The sequence below is a fragment of the Vibrio sp. 2132-1 genome (genome assembly GCF_033344315.1).
Map to the genome: position 1 here is coordinate 64006 of NZ_JAWPON010000015.1, position 20308 is coordinate 84313.

The 20308-nt window shown below is 45.4% G+C and carries 21 protein-coding genes; 9 read left to right on the plus strand and 12 right to left on the minus strand.

The annotated features are described in order from the left end of the window. Positions 1–203: 203 nt before the first annotated feature. Positions 204–707 carry a DUF2850 domain-containing protein gene (locus R8N47_RS17155; protein WP_005374408.1) on the minus strand — a complete coding sequence of 168 codons (504 nt, stop codon included), beginning with the start codon at positions 705–707 and terminating at the stop codon, positions 204–206. Positions 708–1035: 328 nt separating this feature from the next. Between R8N47_RS17155 and R8N47_RS17160 the strand changes: the two genes are divergently transcribed. After that, positions 1036–1320 carry a pyrimidine/purine nucleoside phosphorylase gene (locus R8N47_RS17160; protein ID WP_005383244.1) on the plus strand — a complete coding sequence of 95 codons (285 nt, stop codon included), beginning with the start codon at positions 1036–1038 and terminating at the stop codon, positions 1318–1320. A 132-nt stretch (positions 1321–1452) separates the two neighbouring features. Continuing rightward, positions 1453–1734, plus strand: a complete 282-nt coding sequence (locus tag R8N47_RS17165; protein ID WP_005374405.1) for a hypothetical protein — start codon at positions 1453–1455, stop codon at positions 1732–1734. A 3-nt stretch (positions 1735–1737) separates the two neighbouring features. Here the strand turns inward: R8N47_RS17165 and R8N47_RS17170 are convergent, their stop codons facing one another. After that, positions 1738–2886, minus strand: a complete 1149-nt coding sequence (locus tag R8N47_RS17170) for a GGDEF domain-containing protein (protein WP_053308037.1) — start codon at positions 2884–2886, stop codon at positions 1738–1740. Between the two features lie 507 nt (positions 2887–3393). On the opposite strand from R8N47_RS17170, the gene R8N47_RS17175 reads away from it, so the two are divergent. Beyond that, positions 3394–4734, plus strand: a complete 1341-nt coding sequence (locus R8N47_RS17175; protein WP_064354450.1) for an MATE family efflux transporter — start codon at positions 3394–3396, stop codon at positions 4732–4734. 97 nt (positions 4735–4831) lie between these two features. Here R8N47_RS17175 and R8N47_RS17180 read toward each other — a convergent pair whose 3' ends face one another. The 3 genes from R8N47_RS17180 to R8N47_RS17190 form a co-directional block, all read right to left on the minus strand. Further along, entirely contained in the window at positions 4832–6511 is a 1680-nt protein-coding gene (locus R8N47_RS17180; protein WP_137282906.1) for an RluA family pseudouridine synthase, read from the minus strand. 117 nt (positions 6512–6628) lie between these two features. Beyond that, complete coding sequence (locus R8N47_RS17185; protein WP_064354452.1) at positions 6629–7249, minus strand: DsbA family protein; 621 nt, start codon at positions 7247–7249, stop codon at positions 6629–6631. Next, complete coding sequence (locus tag R8N47_RS17190) at positions 7243–8109, minus strand: MBL fold metallo-hydrolase (protein WP_064354453.1); 867 nt, start codon at positions 8107–8109, stop codon at positions 7243–7245. Before R8N47_RS17190 ends, R8N47_RS17185 begins: the two co-directional genes overlap by 7 nt. 126 nt (positions 8110–8235) lie before the next feature. Here R8N47_RS17190 and R8N47_RS17195 point away from each other — a divergent pair, with 126 nt between their 5' ends. Both R8N47_RS17195 and R8N47_RS17200 read left to right on the plus strand, forming a co-directional pair. Next, on the plus strand, positions 8236–9123 hold the full coding sequence (locus tag R8N47_RS17195; protein WP_064354454.1) for a LysR family transcriptional regulator: 888 nt from the start codon (positions 8236–8238) through the stop codon (positions 9121–9123). 94 nt (positions 9124–9217) lie between these two features. Beyond that, complete coding sequence (locus R8N47_RS17200; RefSeq protein ID WP_005374389.1) at positions 9218–10021, plus strand: Cof-type HAD-IIB family hydrolase; 804 nt, start codon at positions 9218–9220, stop codon at positions 10019–10021. Between the two features lie 93 nt (positions 10022–10114). On the opposite strand, the gene R8N47_RS17205 is transcribed toward R8N47_RS17200, so the two are convergent. The 5 genes from R8N47_RS17205 to R8N47_RS17225 all read right to left on the minus strand — a co-directional run bounded on the left by R8N47_RS17205 (position 10115) and on the right by R8N47_RS17225 (position 14582). Continuing rightward, positions 10115–10504 (minus strand): hypothetical protein, encoded by a 390-nt coding sequence (locus R8N47_RS17205; protein WP_017633832.1) that lies wholly within the window; start codon positions 10502–10504, stop codon positions 10115–10117. Between the two features lie 24 nt (positions 10505–10528). Further along, positions 10529–11626 (minus strand): GGDEF domain-containing protein, encoded by a 1098-nt coding sequence (locus tag R8N47_RS17210; RefSeq protein WP_053303994.1) that lies wholly within the window; start codon positions 11624–11626, stop codon positions 10529–10531. A 5-nt stretch (positions 11627–11631) separates the two neighbouring features. After that, positions 11632–12087 (minus strand): hypothetical protein, encoded by a 456-nt coding sequence (locus tag R8N47_RS17215; protein WP_005374384.1) that lies wholly within the window; start codon positions 12085–12087, stop codon positions 11632–11634. Between the two features lie 444 nt (positions 12088–12531). Then, positions 12532–13371 carry an S-formylglutathione hydrolase gene (fghA, locus tag R8N47_RS17220; RefSeq protein ID WP_064354455.1) on the minus strand — a complete coding sequence of 280 codons (840 nt, stop codon included), beginning with the start codon at positions 13369–13371 and terminating at the stop codon, positions 12532–12534. A gap of 62 nt (positions 13372–13433) precedes the next feature. After that, positions 13434–14582: an S-(hydroxymethyl)glutathione dehydrogenase/class III alcohol dehydrogenase gene (locus tag R8N47_RS17225; protein ID WP_017821027.1), complete on the minus strand. Its 1149-nt coding sequence runs from the start codon at positions 14580–14582 to the stop codon at positions 13434–13436. A gap of 293 nt (positions 14583–14875) precedes the next feature. Between R8N47_RS17225 and R8N47_RS17230 the strand changes: the two genes are divergently transcribed. After that, on the plus strand, positions 14876–15682 hold the full coding sequence (locus R8N47_RS17230; protein WP_053308041.1) for an arylamine N-acetyltransferase family protein: 807 nt from the start codon (positions 14876–14878) through the stop codon (positions 15680–15682). Between the two features lie 80 nt (positions 15683–15762). Beyond that, on the plus strand, positions 15763–16635 hold the full coding sequence (locus R8N47_RS17235; RefSeq protein WP_017633836.1) for a LysR family transcriptional regulator: 873 nt from the start codon (positions 15763–15765) through the stop codon (positions 16633–16635). Between the two features lie 99 nt (positions 16636–16734). Here the strand turns inward: R8N47_RS17235 and R8N47_RS17240 are convergent, their stop codons facing one another. Then, the gene (locus R8N47_RS17240) at positions 16735–17508 is read right to left on the minus strand and encodes a siderophore-interacting protein (protein ID WP_033907208.1); all 774 of its coding nucleotides are present in this window, start codon (positions 17506–17508) and stop codon (positions 16735–16737) included. Between the two features lie 179 nt (positions 17509–17687). Next, entirely contained in the window at positions 17688–18272 is a 585-nt protein-coding gene (locus R8N47_RS17245; protein WP_005482872.1) for a LysE family translocator, read from the minus strand. A 114-nt stretch (positions 18273–18386) separates the two neighbouring features. Between R8N47_RS17245 and R8N47_RS17250 the strand changes: the two genes are divergently transcribed. Both R8N47_RS17250 and R8N47_RS17255 read left to right on the plus strand, forming a co-directional pair. Further along, positions 18387–18827, plus strand: a complete 441-nt coding sequence (locus R8N47_RS17250) for an Lrp/AsnC family transcriptional regulator (RefSeq protein ID WP_005482841.1) — start codon at positions 18387–18389, stop codon at positions 18825–18827. Positions 18828–19041: 214 nt separating this feature from the next. Beyond that, the gene (locus R8N47_RS17255; protein ID WP_031813569.1) at positions 19042–20220 is read left to right on the plus strand and encodes a lytic polysaccharide monooxygenase; all 1179 of its coding nucleotides are present in this window, start codon (positions 19042–19044) and stop codon (positions 20218–20220) included. The last annotated feature ends 88 nt before the right edge of the window (positions 20221–20308 follow it).

The following is a 20308-nucleotide window of genomic DNA, read 5'->3' on the forward strand; positions in this document are numbered from 1 at the left end:
AACTTAACTAAAACTCGCACTCTGTTACACAGAAAGTGTCAGACTGAGTCAATAATTTATAAAATCTCAGCAGAAACTAAAATTATTGTTTACTCAGTAACGAGTTGGCTAAATGCGATGAAGGCCTTATTTTGTTGTTTATTAAGGTTTTGTTTCATTGATATAGAAAGAGAATTGAAAGGAAAAATAGCCGTGAAGACGTATTAGTCACGGCTGAAGTGTTCACTCAACGCGGCACGACGTTTAGAGGCTGCGCCGGTTTCTGAGCCCTGAACGGTATGCTCAAATCCTTTACGAATGAATCGCTGATCTGGAATAAGAGGCTCAATACGGCGTATTTGAGGTGAAAGATGAGAGCCCGAGATCTGATACGCGGTCTTTCCTAATCCGGTATTCAACGTGATGACCTTGCCATCGAATTCAAATTCCGTCGTAATAAGTCGATGGTTTCGGTATACCCCATCTTCAGTGAAAACGAGACGTTCTGTTTGGTAGGGTGGCGCGCCAATCTCAATCCATTCGCCGTACACCTTTTCCGGATCAATGTGGTCTTGATAGGAGAGGTGGATTTGATAGCCAAAAAACGTCAACAGACCCATCCCGAAGCAGACAAATGTACTCTTGAGGATTTTGGATTGGTGGCGAGCCAAAAATGAAAGTTTTGGTTCTTGTCGTGCTTTTCGCCTTCGGCGAGTCGAGTCCGTCATAGATCTAATTTTCTCCACTTTTTTAACATGGTGGAAACCTTCCTTTTTAAAAACAAACAATCCCGCCATTGAGACGACGAAACTATGATCTAATGTCCACTTTTACATTCAGATACACATCTTATTGATGGTTTTATTGTTTGCTCACATTCATTACTTCGCAGGTTTTCTTGCTCGGTTTAGGTCGCCTGATTAATCCTCGCGAAAAGAGGTTCTCGCTCAGTAGCAAAGGATGTGCGTTACTACGTTGAGTTTAATGGCTTTCAAAGCTTGAGTAACGGAAAGAAACAAGGTAAAAAAGAGCGGACTTTTGATAAGGAAACCAATAATGAATATTAAGGAAAATAGCTATTTTGCTGGTAGTGTAAAATCACTAGGCTTTAACCAGAAAGATCAGGATGTTAGCGTTGGTGTGATGCTTCCTGGTGAGTACACGTTTGGTACTCAAGCACCAGAGCGTATGACGGTTGTAAAAGGTGCGCTTGTGGTCAAGCGTGTTGGCGAGAGCGATTGGACGACTTATCAAAGTGGTGAGTTTTTTGAAGTGGAAGGTAATTCTTCATTTGAGCTTCAAGTGAAAGAAGCGACTGCGTATTTATGTGAGTACTTCTAGCGTTCATTTGTTGCTCGTCATAAAACCACCTTCGGGTGGTTTTTTCGTCTATGTGCTTCACTTATAACGCATCTTTTTGGTTATTTGGGTATATACTTAATAAAAATGTACCCATCGACCAGGGAGGAAGTGATGGCAGTACAACGCAAGCATTCTGATCTCCCTCCTCGTTACGAGGATAAAGATCTCACCAATGAGCAAAGACAGCGCTTTACCGAAGTTGCCAACGCCGCTCATAAGAGACGTGAATTTTATCGACGTGCTCTAGGAAAGAGCTTAATGGGCAAAATGAAGGGCCGTGCGTTTAAAGATCACCCCACTCGTCAGCAAGACAAGCCGAACAGAACGTTGCAAGTAGTGTGGTTAATCGTATTCCTCGTTGTGGGGCTTTGGGTGATGCATGTGTTCGCTTAGTCATTAGCAAGCTTCTGGTACCGCTGGTGCATCAGATGTTGACTGTTCTTCCGTATTGCAGTGCTCATAAAAGGCGTACTGGTTTTTACCAGTATGTTTAGCTGCGTACATTGCTTTATCTGCACATCGAGTCAATTCAGACAAATCCTTTGCATCTTGCTTATAGATAGCAGCACCTACACTCATCGTTAACTCGTTAATCATATCGTAGCTTCGGTAACCTGTCGGAAACAGATTTACGATCCGTTTTAGGATGCTGTCGAGGTCATCTTTACTTTTTACATCGTAAAGCATGATTACAAACTCGTCGCCCGCAAATCGAGCGATGGAGTAGTCGTGTTTATCTGTTTTTCTGTCTTTGTTGCGAATGTTATTTTTTAATCGAGTGGCGAAGGCTTGAAGTACTTGGTCACCAATATCGTGCCCGTAGGTGTCGTTGATGTGCTTGAAGTTATCGATATCGAGAAAGACCAATGCGGTGATGCTGTCATCAGATGAGTGCTTGATTTCATCGAGCTTTGCGCGCGCCCAAGTCTCAAAGCTCCAGCGATTGGCAAGCCCAGTGAGCTGGTCAAAATATGCTAACTCCTCAATCCCCTCACGATACAGTGTTTGAATGTAATTGAGGACTTTCGTGTAGTAATACGAGAACGTGTGACACACAAACGCGGTCGCTATCAGGGTCAGCATCAATCTCCGCTCTATGATTTCTGTGGCTGCTGGCAGTCGATCTAAAAAAGCGACCCCAAAAAAGATCAGTAAAATGTAGGTGCCACTGAACAACAGACCGACCTTAAACTCATTAATTAATACCAGAGTGGCGACAATAGGATATAGCCATAACATTTTGCCTGACGGAGCATCGTTATACAGAAGTAACAATAACCCTTCGAACATTAAGACAGCACTTAGCCATAAGTCGGCGTATTGATGGTGCCGCTGGACTTTTATTACATAACTGATTGCTAAGCATGCCAAGGCACACAAAGCATGGAAAAAGCTTAAACCCCAGTTATTCTCAAGTGATTGAGCAATGGAACCATAAGTTAAACAGGCAGCGGCGATACTGGAGCATAAAAAGACAATTTTCTTTTTTCTTGTTGAGCGGATGTCCGCCATTTCTTCTAAGCGCGCCCCAGCCAATGTCGACATTACGTATCCTTGCTTAATTAACGTGTACGCTTATTCTAGGCGGTATTTTCGCGATAAATAGAACAACAAAGTTTCCAAATGTGATATCAGTCATTTTTAGTGCAAAGCCATCAGTGTGATTTGGTGCGAGTGTTCAAAGAGGAATGGTGGCGCATGCAGGTTTTCATGACGGTTCTTCATGGCTCTATATGGTTGGACTGATAACTCAAAGTAATGTATCTAGTTGGAGATATTTCTATTGATTATCCTGATTCTGTTCGGTGCTCGTTGATTGAGAGTATTGTTCACCAATCTCTGCTCTACGTATCGTCAAGGCATATGTCGTTTCGAAAATGCATTAGAAATATTTTTCCGAAACAGGGCGAAATATTGTTGTCGTTATGACCAATATGCGACTAGAATCCGCGCTAAATCACAACCTCATATCGAGCTTCGTTCGAGTCACTATTTTTAAACTGCTTCACAAATATTGTGAGGCAGTTTTTAGTTGTAGGAAAGGTTACAAGCATGCCTAAAAGCCAAAACATCAACCAACGAATGTCCATCGTGGCATTAGCTTGGCCAATTCTTGTCGAAATTTTGCTACGGACGGCTTTAGGAACCAGTGACGTGTTCATGCTGAGTGGCTACTCAGACAAAGCCGTATCCGCTGTTGGTGTGATCACGCAGATTACCTTCTTTTTAATCATCGTTTCGACCTTTGTCAGTAGCGGTACGGGGATTTTGATTGCCCAATACAATGGCGCTGGACGCGAGCAAGAGTCAGTGAGCGTTGGTGTTGCGAGTATTGCGTTGTCTGTGCTCGTCGGTGTGCTATTGAGTGTGATTGCCGTGCTTGGTGCGATATATCTACTCCCGTATTACGGCTTGGAAGCGCAAGTCGAGCAGTACGCTCATGAATATCTGCTGATAAGCGGTGCGATGACGTTTAACGTTACGATTGGCGTTGTTTTTACAACTATTCTGCGTAGTCATGGTTATTCACGTTCCCCAATGGTGGTGAATTTGATCTCGGGTGTGTTCAACATCATTGGTAACTATATTGCGCTTTACCAGCCATTTGGTTTACCTGTGTATGGCGTGCAAGGCGTGGCAATAGCAACCGTCGTCAGCCAAGTCATCGGTACGTTAATGTTATGGTTTATTCTCGCGCGCAGCAGCATTGAGCTACCAATGTCGACCATGAAACAAGTGCCCGTAGAGATTTACAAAAAGATCTTAAAAATCGGCGGCATGAACGCGGGTGAGGTGCTGTCTTACAACGTGGCGCAAATCTGCATTGTGTATTTTGTGGTGCAAATGGGGACGGCATCGTTAGCGGCTTTCACTTATGCGCAAAACATTGCCCGTTTCTCGTTTGCTTTCGCGCTGGCAATTGGTCAGGCAGCGCAAATTCAGACTGGTTACTACATCGGTAAAGGTTGGGTGAGCAGCATTTTAAAACGCGTACAAATCTACTTCTTAGTAGGATTTGTGGCATCAACGGCGGCAACCACACTGATTTACCTGTTTAGAGAAGAGATTCTGCGCGTATTTACCGATCAACCAGAGATACTCGCATTGGCAGGTTCGTTAGTCATGGGCTCAATTTTGCTCGAGGCCGGACGTGTGTTTAACCTGATTTTTATCGCGGGGCTCAAAGGCGCGGGTGACATCAAGTTCCCAGTGCAAATGGGGATTTTGAGTATGTGGGGACTAGGTGTGCTTTTCTCTTACATCTTTGGCATTCACATGGGGTATGGCGTTTTAGGGGCTTGGATGGCAATCGCACTCGATGAATGGGTGCGTGGTATCATCATGGCAAGGCGTTGGCGCTCTCAGGTGTGGACCAAGTTTAAGGTGAGCTAACGGTTTTCGGTATCGCGCATCACGCTTATTCTGTTGTTAGAAACCAAAAAAGGCACTGATAGTCAGTGCCTTTTTGTTATTTAAACTCGGGAAGACGTTAGAATTCGCACTCAGCTTTGAACACCATGCGCTCTTTGCTGTATGGATGATCCAGCTCTAGCATCTCAGCATGCAGGTGTAAGCGGTTGGCTTTTTCGCCGTATAAACCATCACCAACCATCGGCATGTTTAACCCCATGTGATGAGCACTGTGTACACGTAGTTGGTGAGTTCGCCCGGTTTTCGGATACATGTATACCTTGCTGCGCCCATCTTTGACTTCAATCAGTTGCCAGTAGGTTTCTGCATGTTTCCCGTGTTCAAAACACACCAGTTGACGTGGGCGGTCGTCGGGGTCACCACGCATTGGCAGTGAAATTTCCCCTTCAGGCTCGTTTAATACGCCTTCGAGCAGTGCCATATAACGTTTTTGTACGCCGCGAGCCATAAACTGTTTTTGCAGACTTTTGTTCGCGCGCTTAGTTAAGGCAAACACCAAAATGCCAGAGGTCGCCATGTCGAGACGATGAATCACAAACGGCCCTTCCACATCAGGGTACATCGCTTGTAGGCGCGTATAAGCAGAGTCCTTGATAGTTTTACCAGGCACTGAAAGTAAGCCCGAGGGCTTGTTGACGACGACCATAGCGTCGTCTTGGTAGATTATCTCTAGTTCTTTGTCTTCTGCCCAATTCTCCGCCAATGGATTAGGTTCGACATCCAGCCCTTGCATCATATGGCCCAAAATCGGCTGACATTTGCTGTTGCACGATGGGTAGAATTTTTTGTGTTGGCGAACTTCAGACTTTGGCGACACACCCCACCAAAATTCTGCCAGCGCCAGCGGTTTGAATCCGTATTTAAACGCGTATTGGAGCAGTTTTGGCGCAGCACATTCCCCTGCACCTGCTGGTGGTATTGGGTTTGTGGTGTCCGCAAAAATGTCCACCAAGTCGCGTGCTTCGCCATGGCTGTTTAGAAAGCGGTACTGTTTATGCAGTTTGTGCTGTAAAGCGTTGGAGAGCGTTTTGCGCTGTTCTTTCAGATGAGCAAGTTGCTGCTCTAACTCAGCCAAGCGCGCTTCTTTGATTGCAAGTTTTTCATCCCACGCTTGCTTTAAGTATTTGAGAACGTTTTTCTCGGCGACACTTTGCTTACCCAACTCATCCAATAAGATTTTGAGGTCATCGGCATTGAGTGTTTGCTCGCCCTGTTGACGCTGTCGTTTGCGTGCGGCGCGGCCGTCAATCATCACTTGGCGCTGTGTTTGTTCCTCTTGCTGATAAGCGGCGCGGTCGGCTTGGATTTGCGCTTTAAGATCCGCCAATTCCGGATTCGCGGCACAGGTTTTGTACTCCGTATTGGCGGCGTTGATGGCATCCGTTTCTGCGCGGAAGAAGCCTTCATCGGTCAGCATGTCGTACACAGGAGGGACAAATCCTGGAATCAAGTTTTGGTCAGCAATTTTGCCAGAAAACGCACTTAAAAAGCCGAGCTCGCCTTGAGGGCTTTCTACCAGCAATACGCCAAACATTTTGCCTCGCCCCGTTTCTTCATTAACCAAACCAAAATCGTGTTCGAAGTCGGTTTGCGCTAATAAGTGCTGTTGCAATTGCTTTGCGGCCATAACGCAAAGAGGATGCGGCGTGTAGTAGAACGGAAACGTAAACTGCGTTGGCGATTCATAGCCAGAAATATCAGCAGTAAAACGAGTAAAATAATGTTCAGGCGAGTGCATGGTGGGTATCCGCGAGAGTAAAAAATCGAGCGAGGATTGTACCTGTTTGAGTCAGGATTGCCATGTCGGTGTTGGCACTCGCTCTTGGATTAAGAACAAGAGCGAGTGGGGAAGAGCTTATTGCAGTTTTTGTAATGCAAGCTTCCACTGTGCCGGTTTGTCGTAGTAGGTCGAGTGCGGCAAGGTCAAGTACTCGCCATTTACTTCTGCAATCATGGTTGGATAACCACCAACGTGTAACTGGCGCATCAATTGTCGGCTAGTGCGAATTCTCTCACCTAGTTCGGCTTCGCTTAACGTCATGTTTTGCTCCCACGCATCACTTGCTAAACCTAGCGATTCTGCAATGGCTTTGAGCGTCGATGCTTCATTCACTTTTAACCCGAGCTGATAATGCGCAGATTGGATGGCCTTTAGCATGTGCCATGGATTCAGCCCCATTTTTTCCGCACTCAAGATCGCTTGTGTTGGTAGATAAGAATCAAGAACAAACGCATCTTCGCTTTTCACGCGTTGCAGATATGCTTCACCAAACGTCGCTCCGGTTTCGGTTGCAATACGAGCGTCACTGTTGATGATGTGCTGACGAAATTCAGGTTCAATCGCGCGTTTCTCAATCATACCGCCGGGATGAAGCTCTACCTTAAATTGAGAGGTGTCCATCAATGCTTCGATGAGTGGTGATGCCCCGTAGCACCAACCACACATGGGATCGAAGAAGTAATGCACGATTACCATGACATTTCACCAGTATGCACTTTCGCACCGATTCCTAGCGCGATTGGCAATTGAGCTTCTGGGTATTTCGCTGACATGGTGTCAATGAGTTGAGCGCTGTTATTGCTGTGTTTTTTCGCTTGCTGAAAATCCTGCAAGTATTGTTGCGAGTAGCGAATGGTGTCTGCGTTCAGCTTTGTGCCTGCTTTCATGTGACCAGGAATGACCACTTGAGGTTTAAGCGCAAGCATCTCGCTAAGCTGCTGTTCCCAAGCATTGATGGCGGTTTGGTCAGCGGCATCTGCCATCCACAAATGTACGTTTGAGTACACGGCTATGTTACCTAGAATCGCTTTGTTATCTGGAATCCATAGGTAAGGGCGGTGTGCTGATGTGCCATGGTTACCACGAATTTCAATCTTATGACCTTCTAGCTCTAATGATGCTTTATCGTACGCGACAGGGATCACTGGTTTTACCGGTGCGTTTGCGCCAAGCTTTGGTCCCCAGTACGCCAGCTTTCCAGCCAATTTCTCTTTAATAATTTTTTGAACCGCAGGCGTTGTGATGATTTGCGCATCAGGGAACTGTTGGTGTAAGGCCTCTGCGCCAAAGTAGTAGTCTGGGTCCGCTTGGCTGATAAAAATGGTTTTAAGTGTTTTGCCTGAGTCCAGTACTTTAGCGGCAATGCGCATCGCGTCAGCTTTGGTGAAGCCAGTGTCGATAACCATGGCGTCAGTCTCACCGTATACCAAGGTTGAGTTTACGTGGAAGCTGTTACCGTCGGCGTTGTAAACCTCAAGAGTAAGGGGAGAGTGGTTTGCCGCTAGAACAGGGCTTGCCATTAAAATGGATGCAGCAATCAAAGTGAATTTTTTCATAATAAGCTCCTAAAAAATTTGGGGCCAAGCGACCATGGCTTGGGAACGGGAGCTATATTAGGAAATTGATACGCTCGGAAAAATACACAATAATGTGCATCACTATTTCTTATTTCGAGCAAATGTATGGATAGAGTAACGGCAGCAAGAGTATTTGTAGATGTGGTGTATTCTGGCAGTTTTACCGCGACCGCAGAACGGTTAGACATGTCTCGGCCAATGGTGACTCGTTACGTAGAGGCGATGGAGAACTGGTTGCAAACTCGTTTGTTGCACCGCACTACGCGCAAGGTGTCGCTCACCACCGCAGGGGAGCGCAGCTTGCCTCAGATTGAGCGCTGGTTAAAACAGGCCGATACATTAACGTCGAACATTGCCGCTGATGGTGAGCTGTCCGGAAAAATCCGTCTTGCGTCTAGTACTTCATTTGGATTCTCACAGTTGATCCCCGTAGTAAACAGTTTTATGCAAAAGCACCCCAAAGTGCATATCGACATAGATCTGCAAGATTCAGTGAGTGATCTAACCGAACAACGTATCGATCTGGCGATCCGAATTGCGTCAGATCCCGATCCTTCTTTGATTGGTAAGCCGATTGCGGTGTGCGAATCGGTGTTGGTAGCATCACCGCAATATTTGCAAACTCACCACGCGATCGCGCATCCGCGAGATTTATCTTCACACGACTGTTTGGGATACAAAAACTTTGAGCGTCACGTGTGGCATTTGTCTCAGGGCGACCAGTTCGAATCGGTGGGAATTGAGTGTCGCCTAACCAGCAATGAGGCCACGGCGTTATTGCATGGCGCTTTACAAGGCATGGGTATTTCGATGTTGCCAACTTACTTGAGCAATATCTATCTCAAATCGGGTCAGCTTGAGTCGGTGTTGCCGGATTGGAAGCCAAATGATCTCAACATTTACGCGCTGTATTCATCACGTAAACACTTGTCTCCTGCGGTGAGAGCTTTCATCGATCACAGTGAAGATTACTTTAAACAGCATCCTTGGTAATAGCGAAAGGCGTCGTCATCCCGACTTGAGATTCATACAAGATCCTGTACCTTACATGGATATATTTTCGCAGCGTCATTTAGAGTTTTAGTTAATGTCACAAGTTCGCATCAAATTTATTGCTTCCGATATGGATGGCACATTGCTTGACCAATACGGTCGTTTGGATCCGGAGTTTTTCGATCTGTTTTTGCAACTGGAAGAGCAAGGTATTTTGTTCTCCGCTGCGTCTGGTCGTCAGTATTACAGTCTGCGAGACACGTTCGCGCCAATCAAAGATAGACTGTTGTATGTGGCTGAAAACGGCACCTTGGTGATGTACCAAGACAAAGAGCTCTACAGTTGCACCATTCCTAAAGCGGAAGTGGCGGAGATTGTGAAAGCGGCTCGTGAAATTGACGGAGCGAACATCGTATTGTGTGGCAAGCGCTCGGCGTACATCGAAACGCATGATCAGCAATCGCTGGAAGAATTTCAAAAGTACTACCACCGCTGTGAATATGTGCCGGATTTGCTTGAGGTCGAAGACGAGTTTATTAAGGTAGCAATTTGTCACTTTGACGGTTCGGAAGAGCTCCTGTTCCCGACCATGAACGCGAAGTTTGGCGCAACGCATAAAGTCGTAGTGAGCGCAAAAATTTGGCTGGATGTGATGAATGCCGAGGCGTCTAAAGGCGCGGCCATTCAGCACCTTCAAGAGACGATGAATTTTACTCCGGCAGAAACAATGACGTTTGGTGATTACCTCAATGACCTCGAAATGCTGCAAGTCAGTGAGCATTCGTACGCGGTTGCCAACGCGCACGAAGAGATTAAGAAAATTGCTCGTTATTCTGCGCCAAGCAACCAAGAGGCTGGGGTACTCAAAGTGATTAAAGAGAAAGTGTTAGCGAAGTAACGCTCATTTTTTCGATGTTATTTTCTTCTTCACGTAAAAAGCCCCGCATACACTGCGGGGCTTTGTTTTTTTGGGGGGAGTAAGGTTCCCGTTTTAGCGTACGTACTTGGCGGTTGCGCTGACTAAAAAGTGTTGCAATTTCCCGTCTGATTTTGGCACCCACAAGTCGTTATGATAATGGTAAATACGGCCATTGATGGTCACAGACAAGGTATTATCACCCGTTTGCTCCATGCGAATAAACTGATCCGAAGTGACCAAAAACGGCTCTTGCTCTTCAATGCTCTGGCCCGTTGCCAATACGAAGTAGCCGAATCGGTTGCCAGCATCCGGATCGGTTGAGTAGATTCGATGCCCAACTAGGCTGTAGTCGTCGTTGAGTGCTTGCTCAAGCGTTTTTTGCCCGATGGTTTCGTGCGATGGAATAAATACCCAAGCCAACACACCTGCCGCAATGACTGCCAGTAGAAGCAGTACTTGCATGAACTTTCTCATCATATATACCGTTTAACGTTGAAATTTCATTTTGTACATGCGCTTATCCGCTATGCTGATAAGAAAGTCAACATTGTCACTGTCTTTAGGGTATTGCGCTAAGCCCATGCTCGTTGAAAGTGTTGAGACTTTATCGGAGTTTAATATTTGTGCATCAAAGACGGTATTTATCTGCTCACGTACGTTCTCTTCATTGAGATGTTCACCTTCAAGTATAACCGCGAACTCATCTCCTCCCATGCGATAAACAGTAAAATCATTGAGTGTCATAGAATTAAGCCGCCTAGCGATTTCCCGCAGTACAGTGTCGCCAACTTGGTGTCCGTGTGTGTCGTTGACTTCTTTAAAACCATTTAAATCTAGAATCCAGAGAGAAAAGGGCCTTTTTTCTTGAGTAAATTTGTTTAGGGTAATGAATAGTGCATTGCGGTTCCCTAGGTTCGTCAAAGGGTCGCTTAGCGCCAATTTTCTATGAAAATGGGATTCACGATAAAAGAAATAAGTTAGAGAGATAATCGACAAAACGAACGTCGCAAATAACATATATTGTGCTTGCATTAAGCGCTGGGTTTGACCTTTTTGTGCTTCATAAGCTTTACTACTTAGACGGAAGTTTTGATTAACGAAGTCTATTAAGCCTAAATATAGTGTTTGAGTTGAACGATAAAATGCAGCAGCAGCTTGGCTATCACCTGTTCTAGCTTCTACTAGTTGTTTTTCTAGCTCTTTGAACTCTTCAAAAAGGTTAATGAAGTAAAGGTGCATGTTGTTCCGAGAAAAGAACTTATTGGCTTTCGTGCTACTGGTCAATAAGTCAAAGCGACTCCACGCTAACTCGTATTGAAGCTCTGCACCGTCAATATTCAATACGTTTTCATCTAACCGTCTGGCCTCGCCGACAAGTTCTGATAGTTCTTTGGAGAGTTGGAATAAAAACCAAGTCGCTTGTTTTTGTTCGTTATTAAAATTTTGTGAGAGTGAACGTGTTTGCTGTAAAAGCACGACATTCGCGAGAAGCAAAGAAACGGCAAACACCACCAGCAGCATTTTGCTGGTGGTAGAATATTGCAATATTCTTTGTTTCTTAGAATAGGGTTCTGATAACTTCATTCTTATTATTTTTCTTTTATTTCATTTACTTGCCATACCATTTGCGCATGATATTTATTGTAGTTTAGCTCTGGATAGAGATTGAGTGGATATATCACCCAGAAAGGGCCTTTATTCCTGACTTTTATGTAATTCTGATCTTGTTGATAAGCCAGTATTGGTTGATATCGAAGAATATCTTGTCGGGACAATGTCGAGTGATAGTCGTTTAAGCTGCTGATATCAACCTGCTCTGGTACCTTTCCATAGACGTGTGTAAGAAGCGTGCTGAGTTTAACGCCTAAAAACTCTGACGAGGCAGGAAGCCAAGGCAATGTCATCGTGTAGCTAGTGGTAGGTAAAGCTTGGATCTCTTCCAGTTCCAGTATGACACTAGGCTGCTGGCTACTACTAAATACGATCGTATTTGCAGACAAGAATGGCGCAACAAAAAACAGACCTAGCGCGACTATCTTTTTCATCATATGCCCTTTTGAGTTTTATTCTTTTTTCTTAGCTAGGACAAAGGTGCTAGCGGTAATTTATTTATAATTATAGAGCCAACCGGATGAGATTTTATAATACGTTATGTTTCAAAAATAACTGTCGGTTTACGTCACGTCAAGGTTATTAAGTTGCTTCTTAATTAAAAGCTCAGAGTATTGGGATGATGGTAGAGTTTCGTAATGATTTCGCGGTATTTAATTGGTTTTTAGTGCAACTTTGTTTCATTTTTAATAAAGATGCTGTGTCGGAAATGAGAATTTAATAAGGCGAGAAATGGACGTCGAATTTGTTCTTAAGTTACATTATTTTACATATTTAAATCATCGATATTCAGATATGTATTTGTTAGTACGTAAAGAAAATAAAGTCACCTGGTTTTGGTGACTTTATTTTTTATTTCATGAGCTTACTTAAATTAACTATGCAAACAAATATTTTGCATGGAAGTTGAGGTGCTCTTCAATAAAGCTTGAGATGAAGTAATAGCTATGGTCATAGCCTGGTTGCATTCTCAAGGTTAGGTTTGAATCGTGTATTTTTGCCGCAGCAATCAGCGCTTCCGGTCTAAGCTGCTCATTTAAGAAGCCATCAGCATCACCTTGATCAATCAAAATTGGTAATGGTGATTGTTGTTGTTTTAGAAGTTCACTTGCATCGTATTGCTTCCAGCTTTCAAGCTCCTTGCCTAAGTAAGCAGTAAAGGCTTTTTGTCCCCAAGGGCATTGCATTGGGTTACTGATTGGACTGAACGCTGAAATAGAACGGTACTGTTCTGAATTTTTCAGACCAATGGTGAGCGCTCCGTGGCCGCCCATACTGTGACCGGAAATTGACTTCACGTCAGAGACTGGGAAGTTACTTTCGATGATCGCAGGCAACTCCTCAGTCACATAGTCGTACATACAGTAATGCAGTGACCAAGGTGCTTGCGTCGCATTAAGGTAAAAGCCAGCTCCTTTTCCTAGGTCATAGCTTTCGTCGTCAGCGATACCTTCGCCTCTCGGACTTGTGTCTGGTGCAATGATCGCAATGCCAAGCTCGGCTGCCATACGAAATGCGCCCGCTTTCTGCATAAAGTTCTCATCGGTACACGTTAAACCAGAGAGCCAGTATAGCGCGGGTACGGGATTTGATTTCGTTGCGTTAGGTGGCAAGAATATTGCGAAGCGCATGGTGCAGTTTAGGGCATTGGATTCGTGTGTATATTGCTTGTGCCAACCGCCAAACACTTTGGCTTGGCTTACATTTTCAATGGTCATGAATAAACTCTCTAATTAGCAGAAGGAATTCAGGCTCCCCAAAAGGAGAGCCTGAGGCAGCATTATTGATCCATATGGATAACTGTTCGGATGCTCTTACCTTCATGCATCAGATCAAACGCTTTGTTGACGTCTGCTAATCCCATTGTGTGGGTAATGAACTCCTGTAAGCCGAATTCACCAGCCATGTAACGGTTTACGATTTCTGGAAGCTCAGAGCGACCTTTAACGCCACCGAAAGCGCTGCCACGCCATACACGACCAGTTACCAGTTGGAATGGACGAGTTGAGATCTCTTGACCTGCACCAGCAACACCAATGATGACTGACTCACCCCAACCTTTGTGACAGCACTCAAGTGCTTGGCGCATCACGTTTACGTTACCGATACATTCGAATGAGTAGTCAACACCACCGTCTGTCATTTCAACAATCACTTCTTGAATTGGCTTGTCGAATTTTTGTGGGTTGATGCAATCAGTTGCACCAAGTTGTTTCGCTAGGTCGAATTTGCTTTCGTTGATGTCTACACCGATGATGCGGCTGGCACCAGCCATGCGAGCACCGATGATTGCAGAAAGACCGATACCGCCGAGACCAAAGATTGCCACTGTGTCGCCTTTTTCAACTTTAGCTGTGTTTAATACCGCACCCATACCAGTGGTTACGCCACAACCTAGAAGACAAACTTCTTCAAGTGGTGCTTCTTTGTTTACTTTCGCTAGTGAGATTTCTGGAAGAACCGTGTACTCAGAGAAAGTAGAACAACCCATGTAGTGGAAGATAGTTTCGCCGTTGATAGAGAATCGGCTTGTGCCATCTGGCATTAGGCCTTTACCTTGCGTTTCACGAACGGCCTGACATAGGTTCGTTTTGCCAGATTTACAGAACTTACACTCACCACATTCAGCAGTGTAAAGTGGGATAACGTGGTCGCCAACTTCAACGCTTGTTACGCCTTCGCCAACCATTTCAACGATGCCGCCACCTTCGTGACCAAGGATTGAAGGGAAGATACCTTCTGGATCGTCACCTGATAGTGTGAATGCGTCAGTGTGACAAACACCAGTTGCTACGATGCGTACTAGCACTTCGCCGGCTTTTGGAAGTTGTACATCCACTTCTTCCATTTTAAGCGGCTCACCTGCAGCCCAAGCGACCATTGCTTTTGATTTTATGTGAGTTTGACCAGGTTTGATTTCAAGCGACATTGGATGTTTCCTTTATATTTTCAGTATATGGAGTGACGTAATAAGCGTAGTTAAGGTTTGCTTACCGCGCTTCGTCGTTTTGTTGGTGCTCATTTTAGGTGTTTCAGTAAAAATGATAATCCGTCCATTTTGAAAATGATTTTTACATATGCGTAATAATGATAAGGTGAGCGTGTAAAAAGAGTGCGATGCCTCCTTAAAGCGGAAGGGAAATGGAAAAGGTGATTGACCTGAAGTTAGATAGAGGGGCTAAAGTAGAAAACTGTCAAACCATCAGCTAAGTAAGAGTGATTATGAATAAGACGGATCTGAGTGCCTATTTAACCAAGCTAGGCTTGCCTAGTGAATTGCCCGCCGATTTGGAGTCATTGCACAGAGTTCACGTGGCGCAGCATCGTTGCCTGCCGTTTGAGAATTTTGACATCGCATTGCAGCGAGGCGTCTCTGTTGAGATTGAAGATATTATTCAAAAAACCGTGTACCACTCTCGCGGTGGTTACTGCTTTGAATTAAATGGTTTAATGCTTGATGTGCTCAACACTCTTGGGTTTGAAGCGCGAAGTTTGCTAGGGCGTGTACATGTGTCTGGTACACCAACAGGTCGTAGTCATCAAATCACGTTAGTGACGTTAGAGGAACAAACATGGATTGTCGATGTGGGTTTTGGCTCCAATACCCCTCGAGCGCCATTGCCATTTATCCTTGACCAAGTGATTCAGACGGATTTACAAACCTTCCGTTTTGTCAAAGATGCTCAGTTTGGTTATTTCCTCCAAGTGCTTTCAACCGATGGAACAGACGTGTGGAACAATCTATACAGCTTTGACCTAGAGTTCGTGTGTGCTGGTGACATTGCATGTAGCAACTTCTTTACCTCGACTTCGCCTAATTCACGTTTTACTAGCGCAAGAGTCGCTGCTAGAGCGACAGAAAGTGGGTTGGTGACGCTGCTTAACTACACACTCAGATGCACCAATCATGAAGCGCTAACAGAAATAGAGCTAGAGCCAGGTCAAACCTACCTGGATGCGTTGAAAGAATATTTTGGCATTGAGCTTGATGCGCAATACGACGATCTTCGTCCGTTACCTGACGCGTAAAGTTTTCCAGTTTTCAAAGCGTAGCGCGACGAGAACAATGTAATCACTATTTGTCTAGAAGAGGTCGACAGGAATACAGCATGGCGAATTGGGAAGGAGTCAGCGAGTTTGTTGCCGTAGCGGAAACTAACAGCTTTACAGCTGCCGCGGCTAAACTGAAAACGTCAGTGGCACAAATCAGTCGCCGCGTATCGGCACTTGAAGAGCGTCTTGCGGTTAAGTTACTGCATCGCACGACGCGAAAAGTTTCTCTGTCTGAAGCTGGACAGCTTTATTATCAGCAGTGCAAACACTTGGTCGAAGGGCTAGAACTAGCTGAGCTTGCTGTAACGCAAATGCAAACCGAACCGCGAGGTTTGCTGCGTGTGACAGCGCCTGTGACCTATGGGGAAATGAACCTCGCACCGCTCTTGCATCAGTTTTTGGAGAAGTACCCGCGTGTGGATCTCGATTTAGTTCTGACCAATCAAAAACTGGATTTGATAGAGCAAGGGGTAGACGTGGCGATTCGTCTTGGCCGCCTGCAAGATTCCAGCATGATCGCAAAGCGTCTTTCGTCGCGTCAAAATTACGTGTGTGCTAGCCCTATGTATTTGGAGCGATTTGGCGAGCCTCACACATTATCCGAACTGGCTCGACATCAGTGCCTAGTTGGTTCGGTCGATTATTGGCATTTTAAGGAAAATAAACGCGATAAGTCTTTGCGCGTATCGGGGAGAATTAAATGCAATAGTGGTTTTGCGCTAATGGGCGCCGCCAAACGTGGTTTGGGTTTAGTGCAGTTGCCGGACTATTACGTTCAAGAAGCTCTAGATAACGGTGAGCTAGTCGAGGTGCTGACCGATTACCGAGACGACCGTGAAGGCATTTGGGCACTGTATCCACAAAGCCGAAATTTATCGCCCAAAGTGAGGTTGTTGATCGACTTTTTAGCGCAGGAACTAGCGGATTAGAGTTTTCATGAACTTTAATACAACTGAAGTTGCTAAAACGCCCGGTGATGCCGGGCGTTTTTATTAGGATGAGAGCTGGAATCGAAAAGACATGAATCACTATTGGTTGGATTCCGCGTCTTCACGTTTAATCACTTTGTGCCCATCTTCAGACACGCCTTGCTTCCAATAGCTGCTGATGTAGATATTCTCGCGATCGACTTCTTTTTCGTTGCGGAAATATTGGCGCAGCGCACGCATTGAATCGAACTCACACGCACACCATACCGAAGCGTTACCATCTAACCACTCGAGTTCGCGAACGCTATCAGCCAAGGTTTGCTGTTCGGTTAGCCAAATCAACTCCATATCGGCTGGCGTGTTTAGGGGTTGAATGTCGGCTGGAGACATCACGCTGATCACAGCGTAGCCTTTGGCCTCTTCTGGCAGCGTACGAATTTTCGCAGAAAGTGCTGGAAGTGCTGTCATATCGGCAGCCATGAAGAACCAATCCGCCTCAGTATTTAAGTTGGAGATGCTACCTGGCCCAACAATGCTGATCGTGTCGCCTTTTTGCGCGGCCATTGCCCAACGCGCTGCAAATCCGCATTGCAGATCTTGCGTTACGTGTCGGACGAAATCCACTTCGATTGAACTGGTTTCTGGATGAAAGCGTCGAATAGTGTAGGTGCGCATGATTGGTCGGTCGTCTTCTGACAGGATGCTCAGATCCGCGCCGCCCATATCGTTAAACAGTAATTTGATGTAACTGCCTTCGCAGTCACGAGGAAAGTGGCTCAGCGCCTCACCTTGCAAGGTAATGCGCTGCATGTTTGGAGTGATGGTTTCTGTGTCTGTGACAACAAGCGTTTTAGGTTGAGGCTTCTTTTTCATTGTTACTTTACTCGATAATTATTCTCTTTCTCATTTAAAGATTATCAAGTTCCCTAACAAGAGGGTAGCGTCTTTAAACAAATTTACACTGTGAATTAACGCCAAAGCCTCAAGAAAAATATTACCTCTATCCTTTCTCTAACCACGTAAAGTGAGTCGTTTTTTAACCATAAATGGACTTATATCATTGGAATCGTAGACAAAAGCAACAGCGCAGCCATACTGTAGTTGAACCCCTTAACGCGTTTATCGGTGGTCAACCAACGCTGCAATTGCATACCTGCCGCCGTCCAAAATGTCACCGATGGCAAGTTAGCTAAACAGAAGATACCGGCGATAAAAGTCAGTTCGAGCCAAGAACCGCCACTGGTGTATACCGTAATGGCCGTCAACGCCATCGACCAACCTTTTGGGTTCACCCATTGGAATGCAACAGCCCCTAAAAAAGACATCGGGCGAAAATCGTGTTTTGCTTCTGTTTTGTCGCTGGTGGCGATTTTGTACGTCAAGTACAGCAAATAACTCAAGCTCAATACTTTTAAAATCGAGTGGGTTAGCGGGTAGGCATGGAACAGGCTCATCAAGCCAATACCCACCAAAATTAGCATGGCACCAAAGCCGAAGGTAATGCCCAACATGTGTGGGATAGTGCGTTTAAAGCCGACATTTGCCCCTGAGGTCATCAACATAATGTTATTGGGACCCGGCGTAAAAGTGGAGACAAAAGCGAACAACGCCAAAGCGCCCAGTTGATGATATTCCATAGATTGTTCCTTGAATCAGTTCTCGATAAGTTGAGAACAACTATAAGTAGAACTGAGGTCAATATTGTGCTTTTATTTGATGATTAGAAACTAAATAAGCAATGAAACATCATCATGGATAGATTTGACGAAAGAATATTGCAAGTGCTCAAACGAGACGGAAGAATCTCCAATGTGGAGCTGTCGGAACGCGTTGGTTTATCTCCGTCTGCAACCTTACGCCGAGTGCAAGATTTAGAGCGTAAAGGCGTGATCAAAGGCTACCGAGCGGTACTGGATAATCAGCAACTTGGCGTGGGTTTTGTCGCTTATGTGTCGATTGGTTTGGCCTCGCACTCTAAGCAGGCGCAGTTGGGTTTCGAAGAGCATGTGCGTTTTGTAAACGAGGTGGTGGAATGTCACAACATCACTGGTGCGAACGAGTATTTGCTGCGTGTGGAAACGCAAGATCTCGCCGCTTATAAAGCGTTTCACGCTGATGTGTTGGGTGAGTGCGAACACGTCAAGTCGATCACAACCATGGTGGTGATGGACACACCAAAAGACGAGCGCTAGCCAAACGAGAGTGACAGTTTTTGTGGCACACGAATTTGAAGTGACTCGAAAGAGTCAGTCGAGTATGAGAATGGTTCACAACAAATGCTGGAAAGCAGATGGCACTCTTACAATTTCCATATTTATTCTCACCTTCTAAATAATCCCATCCTGCTAGTTTTGCTTAAACCGCTTGTGTTTCAGAGCGGCGAGTCAGCAAAATTAAGGATGAACGATGAAATCACATGTAACACTTCCTCTTTTGAGCTTAAGCGCTGTTGCCGCATTGAGCTCATTTAACGTCAACGCCCACGGCTGGGTAGAATTTCCAAGTGCTCGTCAGAATACGTGTTATTTAGACGGTGGTTTTTGGACCAACGAGATCCCTAACCAAGCGTGTAAAGCGGCTTTTGAAGAATCTGGCGCGTATCCGTTTGTGCAGCGTAGCGAAATTGCAGCAAACGTACCAAATTACCGAGATATGGAGCATGTGAAAGCCGTGGTTCGCGACGGTGAGCTATGTTCTGCTGGCGATGCAGCTAAGAAAGGCTTGAACATTCCTTCTCCAAACTGGCAGCGCACCAATGTTACGCCAGATGCAAATAACCAGATTGAATTGGTGTTTTACGGCAAAGCGCCGCACAACCCATCGTACTGGGAATTCTATCTCACCAAGCCAACTTATGATGATTCAAAACCTCTTACTTGGAGTGATTTAGAGCTGATCGACACCGCAGGTGATGTGTATGTTGATGCGGAAAAACGCTACCGTATTCAGGTGACTTTCCCTGCTGATCGTTCCGGCGATGCGGTGCTTTATACTCGTTGGCAGCGCATTGATGTCGCTGGGGAAGGCTTCTACAACTGTAGTGACATTACGTTAAACGGAACGGGTACGACGCCACCGACTGACCCTGTTGATCCAACCGAACCAGGCAACAATCTGACATCTCTAGGCTACTTTGTTCAGCAAGGTTTTGGGCCAGTAGAGTCTGGCGATACGGTGCGTTTCCGTACGTTTAATGCGACGGGGAATGAAATTGTCGATATTTCACTACCAATCAGCGCAAACAATACGGCGACTTGGGCTGCAGAAATAGCAGATCAATTTAACGCGCAGCAAACGGGCGATTGGTATGTTGGCATTTGGCATCAAGAGATGAACCACTACATGTTCGATAGTAAGAACGTGAATGCAAACCAAGTATTAGCGCCAAGTGCAGACTTCAGTTATGCGTTGTCACTGATCAAAGCGGATGTACCGCCACCAGTTGAACCAACCAACTTGTGGGACAAGACGGCCGTTTACAACCAAGGTGATGTGGTGACACACAACGGCAAAGAATGGACTGCCCAGTGGTGGACGTCTGGTGAGGAACCAGGCACAACGGGTCAATGGGGTGTATGGCGTTAAGCCAGTTATTTGGGCCCTGAACAGTAAACCCTTCTCATGTGAGAAGGGTTTGTTTTTTCAGTCTAAAACGATCACTTTGGTTGAGTGG

What these genes read in the sequence shown, in the direction of transcription:
- R8N47_RS17185 (WP_064354452.1), bottom strand. Translation starts at nt 7,249, where the DNA reads ATGGTAATCGTGCATTACTTCTTCGATCCCATGTGTGGTTGGTGCTAC.
- R8N47_RS17195 (WP_064354454.1), top strand. Translation starts at nt 8,236, where the DNA reads ATGGATAGAGTAACGGCAGCAAGAGTATTTGTAGATGTGGTGTATTCT.
- R8N47_RS17180 (WP_137282906.1), bottom strand. Translation starts at nt 6,511, where the DNA reads ATGCACTCGCCTGAACATTATTTTACTCGTTTTACTGCTGATATTTCT.
- R8N47_RS17235 (WP_017633836.1), top strand. Translation starts at nt 15,763, where the DNA reads ATGGCGAATTGGGAAGGAGTCAGCGAGTTTGTTGCCGTAGCGGAAACT.
- R8N47_RS17240 (WP_033907208.1), bottom strand. Translation starts at nt 17,508, where the DNA reads ATGAAAAAGAAGCCTCAACCTAAAACGCTTGTTGTCACAGACACAGAA.
- R8N47_RS17200 (WP_005374389.1), top strand. Translation starts at nt 9,218, where the DNA reads ATGTCACAAGTTCGCATCAAATTTATTGCTTCCGATATGGATGGCACA.
- R8N47_RS17165 (WP_005374405.1), top strand. Translation starts at nt 1,453, where the DNA reads ATGGCAGTACAACGCAAGCATTCTGATCTCCCTCCTCGTTACGAGGAT.
- R8N47_RS17170 (WP_053308037.1), bottom strand. Translation starts at nt 2,886, where the DNA reads ATGTCGACATTGGCTGGGGCGCGCTTAGAAGAAATGGCGGACATCCGC.
- R8N47_RS17155 (WP_005374408.1), bottom strand. Translation starts at nt 707, where the DNA reads ATGACGGACTCGACTCGCCGAAGGCGAAAAGCACGACAAGAACCAAAA.
- R8N47_RS17190 (WP_064354453.1), bottom strand. Translation starts at nt 8,109, where the DNA reads ATGAAAAAATTCACTTTGATTGCTGCATCCATTTTAATGGCAAGCCCT.
- R8N47_RS17245 (WP_005482872.1), bottom strand. Translation starts at nt 18,272, where the DNA reads ATGGAATATCATCAACTGGGCGCTTTGGCGTTGTTCGCTTTTGTCTCC.
- R8N47_RS17250 (WP_005482841.1), top strand. Translation starts at nt 18,387, where the DNA reads ATGGATAGATTTGACGAAAGAATATTGCAAGTGCTCAAACGAGACGGA.
- R8N47_RS17255 (WP_031813569.1), top strand. Translation starts at nt 19,042, where the DNA reads ATGAAATCACATGTAACACTTCCTCTTTTGAGCTTAAGCGCTGTTGCC.
- fghA (WP_064354455.1), bottom strand. Translation starts at nt 13,371, where the DNA reads ATGACCATTGAAAATGTAAGCCAAGCCAAAGTGTTTGGCGGTTGGCAC.
- R8N47_RS17205 (WP_017633832.1), bottom strand. Translation starts at nt 10,504, where the DNA reads ATGCAAGTACTGCTTCTACTGGCAGTCATTGCGGCAGGTGTGTTGGCT.
- R8N47_RS17175 (WP_064354450.1), top strand. Translation starts at nt 3,394, where the DNA reads ATGCCTAAAAGCCAAAACATCAACCAACGAATGTCCATCGTGGCATTA.
- R8N47_RS17230 (WP_053308041.1), top strand. Translation starts at nt 14,876, where the DNA reads ATGAATAAGACGGATCTGAGTGCCTATTTAACCAAGCTAGGCTTGCCT.
- R8N47_RS17160 (WP_005383244.1), top strand. Translation starts at nt 1,036, where the DNA reads ATGAATATTAAGGAAAATAGCTATTTTGCTGGTAGTGTAAAATCACTA.
- R8N47_RS17215 (WP_005374384.1), bottom strand. Translation starts at nt 12,087, where the DNA reads ATGAAAAAGATAGTCGCGCTAGGTCTGTTTTTTGTTGCGCCATTCTTG.
- R8N47_RS17225 (WP_017821027.1), bottom strand. Translation starts at nt 14,582, where the DNA reads ATGTCGCTTGAAATCAAACCTGGTCAAACTCACATAAAATCAAAAGCA.
- R8N47_RS17210 (WP_053303994.1), bottom strand. Translation starts at nt 11,626, where the DNA reads ATGAAGTTATCAGAACCCTATTCTAAGAAACAAAGAATATTGCAATAT.